At 63.8% G+C, this 7,293-nt stretch carries 9 protein-coding genes and 1 pseudogene; 5 read left to right on the forward strand and 5 right to left on the reverse strand.

Features of this window, described 5'->3' with window-relative positions:
* Positions 1–46 precede the first annotated feature (46 nt).
* The 5 genes from WB785_RS09320 (at position 47) to WB785_RS09340 (ending at position 4,074) form a co-directional block, all read left to right on the forward strand.
* On the forward strand, positions 47–934 hold the full coding sequence (locus tag WB785_RS09320; RefSeq protein WP_424078652.1) for an alpha/beta hydrolase: 888 nt from the start codon (positions 47–49) through the stop codon (positions 932–934).
* Positions 934–1,752: an NAD(P)-dependent oxidoreductase gene (locus WB785_RS09325; protein WP_424078653.1), complete on the forward strand. Its 819-nt coding sequence runs from the start codon at positions 934–936 to the stop codon at positions 1,750–1,752. The genes WB785_RS09320 and WB785_RS09325 overlap by 1 nt, the downstream gene beginning before the upstream one ends.
* Positions 1,749–2,555: an NAD(P)-dependent oxidoreductase gene (locus WB785_RS09330; protein ID WP_424078654.1), complete on the forward strand. Its 807-nt coding sequence runs from the start codon at positions 1,749–1,751 to the stop codon at positions 2,553–2,555. The genes WB785_RS09325 and WB785_RS09330 overlap by 4 nt, the downstream gene beginning before the upstream one ends.
* A gap of 105 nt (positions 2,556–2,660) precedes the next feature.
* Positions 2,661–3,866, forward strand: a complete 1,206-nt coding sequence (locus tag WB785_RS09335) for a cytochrome P450 (protein WP_424078656.1) — start codon at positions 2,661–2,663, stop codon at positions 3,864–3,866.
* Positions 3,867–3,876: 10 nt separating this feature from the next.
* Entirely contained in the window at positions 3,877–4,074 is a 198-nt protein-coding gene (locus WB785_RS09340) for a ferredoxin (RefSeq protein ID WP_424078658.1), read from the forward strand.
* Positions 4,075–4,080: 6 nt separating this feature from the next.
* Here WB785_RS09340 and WB785_RS09345 read toward each other — a convergent pair whose 3' ends face one another.
* The 5 genes and pseudogenes from WB785_RS09345 to WB785_RS09365 form a co-directional block, all read right to left on the reverse strand.
* Positions 4,081–4,977 carry a hypothetical protein gene (locus WB785_RS09345; RefSeq protein WP_424078660.1) on the reverse strand — a complete coding sequence of 299 codons (897 nt, stop codon included), beginning with the start codon at positions 4,975–4,977 and terminating at the stop codon, positions 4,081–4,083.
* A 101-nt stretch (positions 4,978–5,078) separates the two neighbouring features.
* Positions 5,079–5,375, reverse strand: a complete 297-nt coding sequence (locus tag WB785_RS09350) for a DUF1330 domain-containing protein (RefSeq protein ID WP_424078662.1) — start codon at positions 5,373–5,375, stop codon at positions 5,079–5,081.
* Positions 5,376–5,394: 19 nt separating this feature from the next.
* Positions 5,395–5,583: a ferredoxin gene (locus WB785_RS09355; RefSeq protein ID WP_424078663.1), complete on the reverse strand. Its 189-nt coding sequence runs from the start codon at positions 5,581–5,583 to the stop codon at positions 5,395–5,397.
* Positions 5,580–6,854: a cytochrome P450 gene (locus WB785_RS09360; RefSeq protein WP_424078665.1), complete on the reverse strand. Its 1,275-nt coding sequence runs from the start codon at positions 6,852–6,854 to the stop codon at positions 5,580–5,582. The genes WB785_RS09355 and WB785_RS09360 overlap by 4 nt, the downstream gene beginning before the upstream one ends.
* 111 nt (positions 6,855–6,965) lie before the next feature.
* A pseudogene (locus tag WB785_RS09365) lies at positions 6,966–7,293 on the reverse strand (hypothetical protein); the annotation flags it as partial.

The raw sequence follows: 7,293 nt of genomic DNA on the forward strand, positions 1-7,293 counted from the left end.
CCGCGCCGGCGACGATGCAGAGCGAAGCGATGAGGAGAAGCGGCGCATGAGCCCTGGGCCCAGGGTCGTCATCGTCGACGGCGTGCCGATATCCGCGATCGTCGCCGAGGCGCCCGACCCGCGGGCGGTCATCGTGGCCATTCACGGCGGAGGCACCACCTCAATCTATTTCGACTGCCCGGGCCACCCGGAATCGTCCTTTCTTCGAACGGGCGCCGCCCGTGGATTCACCGTGGTGGCGCTCGATCGCCCCGGCTACGGCAGCTCGGCCCCCTACCCGGATGCGATGGCCCACCCCGAGCAGCGGGTCGCGCTTGCGTACGCGGCGGTTGATCGCATTCTCAGCGACCGTCCGCGCGGCGCGGGCTTGTTTTTGATGGGGCATTCCGGCGGATGCGAATTGACGATGCGGATGGCTACAGACGATCAAGCCGAGCAAGCCGGTGGCGATCTATTGGGCATCGAATTGGCCGGCACCGGCCGCCACTACCATCCCGCAGCCCGCGAAATGCTGAAGACAGCCACCCGGGACCGCCGCCCGGCAGGTCTGCGTGAACTGTTGTGGCACCCCGAACGGCTGTATCCGCCCGAAGTACTCAGCGGGGCAACGGTTTATCCCGGCGCTCCGCCCTACGAGGACCTGATGGTGTCCAATTGGGCCCGTCAGGACTTTCCGGCGCTTGCCCCCGCCGTATCAGTCCCGGTGCACTTCAGCATCGCCGAATACGAGAAGGTTTGGCAGACCGACGCTTCGGCGATGACCGAGATCGAGGCGATGTTCTCCAGCACGCCGCGGTTCACCGTCCACCACCAAGCCGAGGCCGGACACAACATCAGCCTCGGCCACACCGCCGCGGCCTACCACTCGACGGTTCTGGAGTTCGCCGAGGAATGTGTCGTCGCGCGTGAAAGTCCCGATTTGGAGGCCGGTTGATGCACGTCGGATTCATTGGCTTAGGCAGTCAAGGCGGCCCGATGGCGCGTCGGATCGCAGAAGCCGGCTTCCCTACCACGCTGTGGGCGCGTCGACCGGCGTCGCTTGAGCCGTTCGGCGACACCGCGGCCAAGGTCGCCGGATCGCCGGCAGAACTCGCGGCCACCAGCGATCTCGTCTGCCTCTGCGTGGTTTCAGATGCCGACGTCGAGGAGATCACCGGCGGCGAGAACGGGGTGCTGGCTGGACTCAAACCGGGCGGCATCATTGCCATCCACAGCACCGTGCATCCCAAGACATGCCATGCGTTGGCTGAAAAAGCTGCAGCACAAGGCGTCTCGGTTATCGACGCGCCGGTCAGCGGCGGCGCGCCGGCGGTAGAGGAACGTCGTCTACTGGTGATGGTCGGCGGCGATGCCGACGTCGTCGAGCGCTGCCGCCCGGTGTTCGAGACCTACGCCAACCCCGTCGTGCACCGGGGGGATCTGGGCTCCGGACAAACCACCAAGCTGTTGAACAACCTGTTGTTCACCGCCAACCTGGGAACCGCGGCTACGGCTTTGGCGCTCGGCCAAGCGCTCGGAATTCTGCCAGACCGGCTCACCGAGGTCATCTCGCGCGGCAGCGGAAACAGCTTTGCGCTCAATGCTCTTGGCGGTGACACCGGCGGTTTAGATCGCCTCGCCGGGCTCGCCGGGACGTTGCTTCAGAAAGATGTCCGCTTGGTCGCCGACCTTGCCGGCGCGGCCGCCGTCCCCGGCGGCGCCGTGCTCGATGCCGCCGACGCCACCCTGGCCCTGATGGAACATCCTCGGTGAGAATCGGATTCATCGGTGCGGGACGGATGGGCCGTCCCATGGTGACCCGCCTCATCGAGGCGGGCCACGACGTCGCGGTGTTGGGCCGTACCGCCGAGAAGCGATCTGCCATAGCCCAATTAGGCGCCGATGCGGTCGCCGATACGCCGGCGGTGACGGCGAACGCGGACGCCGTGGTGATCTGCGTGTTCACCGATGAACAGGTGCAACAGATCTGTCTGGGCCCTTCCGACAGTGGCCTGCTCGCGACAATGTCGCCGGGCTCGGCGCTGGTGGTGCACACGACCGGAAGTCCGCGCACAGTTGAGACCATCGCCGAAAGTGCCGCTCCGCACCGTGTCGAAGTCGTCGACGCACCGGTCAGCGGAGGGCCGCACAATGCAGCGGCCGGGGCACTCACGCTGTTCATCGGTGGCAGCGAGGATGCAGTGACGCGCGTACGCCCGGTGCTGAGCTGCTACGGCGATCCGATCCTGCACGTCGGCCCGTTGGGAGCTGGGCAGAAGGTGAAGCTGGTCAACAATGCGCTGTTCGCAGCGCAGATCGGATTGCTATCGGGCGCTGTGGAACTGGGCATACAACTCGGCGTTCCAGAGTCGACGCTGCTCAGCGCGCTTCCGCACGGGAGCGGCGCGAGTCGGGTGCTGGACATCGTCGCCGCGCGCGGATCCGTCGCGTCGTTCATCGGCACGGCGGGCGAATTCGTTGGCAAAGACATTGCCGTGGCCAGGAGTATCGCCGCCGCGCTGGGCAGTGACCTGGGTGTGCTCAACGACGCCATCGGGGCGGGGATGCGGGTATGAGATGGGGTCTTTTCGACACGCGACGAACCAACTACCGTTAGCGTTACAGTTCAGCATTCCGTCGTAACGGCTGTGAGCCACGTATGGGAGGCCAGGAGGGTGCAAATGACCAAGCCAAAGGTCGTCTTTGATCCGTTCTCCGAGGAGTACTTCACAAACCCGTTCGAGATCTATCGACGAATGCGTGAAGATGCCCCGCTCTACTACGACGAGAAAGAGGACTTCTACGCGCTGACCCGGCACGAAGACGTGGCTGGCGCGTTGAAGGACTTCGAGACTTTCTCGTCCTCGCGCGGCTGCGACCTGGCGATGGTCCGCAAGGGCATACCCCCCGAGCAGCGGTCGATCATCTTCATGGATCCGCCGGAGCACCGCCACATGCGCAGCCTGCTCAACAAGGCGTTCACCCCACGAGCCATCCAATCGCAGCACGACACAGTCGTCGAAGTGGTCGAAAAGTACCTGGGCGCTGCCGATCCCGATCACTTCGACGTCGTGCAGGACTTCTCCGGGCCGTTCCCGGTCGAAGTCATTACCACGATGGCCGGTGTCCCGCCGGACTACCGCCAACAGGTGCGGCACTGGATTGACACCAGCCTGCATAGGGAGCCGGGCCAAATCGAACTCAGCGAAGAGGGCATGCAGGCCAACATCGACACCGCGATGTACTACTACGGCTTGGTGCAGGAGCGCCGCGCCGAGCCGCAGGATGACATGATCAGCCGGCTGATCGCCGCCGAGATTCCCTGCGACGACGGCACGGTGCGCCGCCTCGACGACATCGAGATCTGCGGTTTTGCGACGCTGCTGGGCGGCGCGGGCGCGGAGACAGTTACCAAGTTGGTCGGCAGCGCGGCGGTGCTCTTCGCTCGTCATCCTGACCAGTGGGAGAAGCTGCTGGCCGATCGCAGCAAGATCCCCGCTGCCGTCGAAGAATTGTTGCGCTACGAGGGGCCGGTGCATTACAACGTCCGCTGGACGATGAAAGAGGCACACGTTAGCGGCGGCACCATTCCCGCTGGCAAGCCGGTGTTCCTGATGAAAGCCGCGGCCAACCGAGACCCCGATGCTTTCACCGACGCAGACACCTTCGACATCGAGCGTGACCAGACCGAGGCCCAGCACCTCGGCTTGGGCTACGGGATTCACAGTTGCCTGGGTGCCGCGTTGGCCCGGATGGAGAGCAGGATCGCGATAGAGAAGCTGCTCGACTTCATGCCCCGCTACGAGGTGAATTGGGAAGGCTGCAAACGGGTAACCATGCAGAATGTCGCAGGCTGGCTAAACGTACCGGTGCAGGTGTTGCGATGAGGTGGGTTGAGTGACAAAGAAAATCGAAGTCGACTGGGGGCTGTGCGAAAGCAACGGGGTGTGCATGGGCATCATCCCGACGGTGTTTCAGCTCGAGGATGACGACACGTTGACCGTGCTGCAGGACGAGGTTACGCCCGAGAACGAAGAAAAGGTGCGCGACGCCGTTCGGCAGTGCCCGCGGCAGGCCATTTCGATCATCGAATAGGGGCGACTACAGCCGGCTGTCGCTGCTCCCGTACGGTTGGGTCTCAGATCCGGCCAAAGCAATGAAATTGGCAATTGGGCCGATGTCGTAAGTGTAATGCGGGGCCCCGGGTCCGGCCTGCACGAACAAGCCGCCATTGATAATGGCCTCGATGATTGGGATGAGCTCAAGCCCAGCCGTGGCGATGACGCCAACGACCTCCAGAATGATCTGGAAAATGTCGGCCACGGTGACGTTCTGGACGATGTCGTAGATGTTTGTTTCGACCACCCCGGTCGGGGCTTCAGCTATCCACGGATTGCTTCCCACCGGACAGTCGGCATAGATGTCATTTCCATTGCCGATTGTGTTGACAAATTCTCCCCAATAGTGCTTGACCGTTTTGCTTACGGGCGCATAGGCCGCAGGCTTAAGGTCGTCAGGACCAGCGATACCGCCGGTTACCACGCCGTCCACTTCTCCTGGAGCTGGCCAGCCGGCGAAGTCATTTCCAGAAGCAAACCCGGGCGTTCTGCAGGGGTTTCCCCATGTCGCGACAGCGACAATGTCTGGCCAGCGGTTGTGGCATTCCCCGGCCGGGTTGACCACATGATCTCTCATGAAGTGCGATACAACAATGGCGCCCTGGCTGTACCCCAAAAGAATTATGCCCTGCCCTACAGGATTTCCGGGCGGATACTCGTCATTGACGAGTCGGATCAATTCTCGCACACCGTCTTCGACCGACGGACCCATCGGGAAAGCGGCGGCGGGATAATTTCCTACCGGCTGCCAATAGAATGGGCCGCTGTTTCCGGTGGCTACACCGGGCAAGGCGTTGGCGACAGCAGCTGGTTGGGGCGGGGTCTGATCCCACATATTGGCGAAGGTTCCGCTGACGGTCATGACCACGTGCTGAGCCATTTCCCCTCCTTGACGGTAGAAGACGGTCTGTCCTACCGGCACAGCGATGGTACACGGTGCGGCGCCACGAACCGCCGACCGTTTAGCAAATCCGTTGCGGCTCAGCCAAATCCGGCGAGGATCACCGCGTTGCAGTCAGCGGCGGCCTGGCGCAGTTTCGCCGCCTTTTGATAGGCCTCGGACTCGTACCAAGCGCGAGCTGCGTCCACCGACTCGAACTCCAGCACGACGGTCTGGTCGCCATGCCAGGAGCCTTCGACGACGTCCGGCGCGGTGTCCACCGCGAGAATGTTGACACCGCCCATCGCCGCTCCGGCGGCTTGGCCGTAAGCCTTCATGCCCTCCGGATCTTTGATGGCCTCGGTGAGGATGACATACCCTTTTGGTCCCTGCGGCATAGTTGCACGTTCTCCTTAGTCAGCGTTCGGCGATGGCCTGTTCGGGGCAGCAGTCGATGGCTTCTCGGGTGGCCGCCTCGAATTCGGTTGGGACATCGGAGGATATCGCCTCCGCGTAGCCATCGTCGGTCAGCTCGAACACCTCCGGGCAGAGCGTGACGCACACGCCATGACCACGACAACGTTGATCGTCGACCCAGACTTTCATGCTGGCGTGAATTCCAGATGCAGCTCGGTCAGGCCGCGCAAGATGTAGGTCGGAACGTATTGGTAGCGACGGTCATTCGCCGGCCCGTGCACACGTTCGTTGATCCGGATGTCGGAGGTGCGGTCGAGCAGCCGTTCGATCGCCACCCGCGTTTCCGCGCGGGCCAGTGGCGCGCCGGGGCAGCTGTGAATGCCTCGCCCGAACGAGATGTGTTGGCGGGCGTTCTTGCGGACCGGATCGAAAGTGGTGGGGTCGTCGAACCGGCGCGGATCGCGGTTGGCGGCGGCCTGCACGATCATCACGGTGGTTCCGGCGGGTAGGTCAACTCCGCCGACGTTGACGGGCACCCGGTTCATGCGAAAGTCGCCCTTGACCGGGCTCTCGATGCGCAGCGCCTCTTCGATGAAGTTGGGAATCTGGCTGCGGTCTTTGCGTAACTGCGCCTGAATATCGGGACGCTCACCGATGGTCTGCAACGCAGCGCCCAGCAGTCGCACGGTGGTTTCCTGACCCGCCGAGAAGACGTTGCTTGCGACTCGAGCGACATCCTCGACGTCAGGTGTCGAGCCGTCGGGGTAGGTGGCGGTCGCGAGACCGGTCAGCACGTCGTCGCGGGGTTCACGGCGGCGGTCGGCGACATAGTCGGAGAAAAGACCGTAAAGGAATTCCAGCGGGCTGTGCGCCAGCGCTTCCTTGCCGGTCCCCCCTATGCCGCCACCAGAGTGCTGACGGATTCCTTTGATGAACTTGTCGCGATCTTCCAGGGGCACGCCCAGCAGATCGGCGATGACCAGCAATGTGAACGGGCCGGCGAAGCCCTTGATGAATTCGCCGTGCCCTGGCGCGAGGAACTCATCGAGCGCCTGGTCGGCCAGCACCCACATCGCGTCCTCGTTCTCCTTGAGGCGCTTGGGGGTGATCAGCCGCATCAGCAGAGAGCGGTGATTGGTGTGGGTCGGCGGATCAAGTGTGGGCAGCTGGTCGCTGAACGGCAGCTCGTCGCGGTGTTGCTCGATCAGCTCGGTGACGTCGTCACCCTCGAGCGGGACCGGGAAGCCGGGAAATGGACCGGTCACCGAGATGCACGACGACCACGTCTCGGCGTCGTTCAGGACGGCGCACGCCTCGTCCCAGCCCGTCACCATCGTCACGCCGTGGTGGTTCTCCCGGGTGACCGGGCACTGGCGCCGCAGGGCCTCGTAATACGGGTACGGGTCCTCGACGAGTCGCTGGTCACGGAAGAAATCCATCTCGGTGAAGTCGTTCACCATCTACTGCTCCGTTCGGCAATCTCAGCCAGTGAGAACGTCCCTCTCAGCTATGAGTATTAGATTTCCATAGAGCATGCCGCGACGTCAACGCAGCCCCTTAGAGGCTGGGGCTTAGCCAGCCGGGATGAGGTCCGCCTCAACCGACGGGCAGGCCATCACCCGGCTGCGGAATGTCTCGACCAGCGCAATTGACTCCAGCGGCATCGCGGCGGCCGCGAAAGCCTGGGCCTTGAACGCCTGGGCCGCGGCGCTGAGCCGGTGCTGGACCAGACCGACGCTGTCGTCCAATTCGGCCGGCCACGTCTTGCCCCACAACGTGACCTCGGTGGCACCCTGGTCCAGCGCCTGCACGACGCCCTGCCGAACGCGGGAGTCGCAGCCGAAGAGGTCCGCGGCAGCCGCCAGGGTCTGGGGCGGCGGCCGGTGACCGGCCGTCGCC

This window comes from Mycobacterium sp., assembly GCF_049585075.1.
Lineage (GTDB): Bacteria > Actinomycetota > Actinomycetes > Mycobacteriales > Mycobacteriaceae > Mycobacterium.

Excerpts from the sequence above, each read along its gene's own strand:
- WB785_RS09325 (WP_424078653.1), top strand. The coding sequence starts at position 934 with ATGCACGTCGGATTCATTGGCTTAGGCAGTCAAGGCGGCCCGATGGCG.
- WB785_RS09355 (WP_424078663.1), bottom strand. The coding sequence starts at position 5,583 with ATGAAAGTCTGGGTCGACGATCAACGTTGTCGTGGTCATGGCGTGTGC.
- WB785_RS09360 (WP_424078665.1), bottom strand. The coding sequence starts at position 6,854 with ATGGTGAACGACTTCACCGAGATGGATTTCTTCCGTGACCAGCGACTC.
- WB785_RS09350 (WP_424078662.1), bottom strand. The coding sequence starts at position 5,375 with ATGCCGCAGGGACCAAAAGGGTATGTCATCCTCACCGAGGCCATCAAA.
- WB785_RS09320 (WP_424078652.1), top strand. The coding sequence starts at position 47 with ATGAGCCCTGGGCCCAGGGTCGTCATCGTCGACGGCGTGCCGATATCC.
- WB785_RS09335 (WP_424078656.1), top strand. The coding sequence starts at position 2,661 with ATGACCAAGCCAAAGGTCGTCTTTGATCCGTTCTCCGAGGAGTACTTC.
- WB785_RS09345 (WP_424078660.1), bottom strand. The coding sequence starts at position 4,977 with ATGGCTCAGCACGTGGTCATGACCGTCAGCGGAACCTTCGCCAATATG.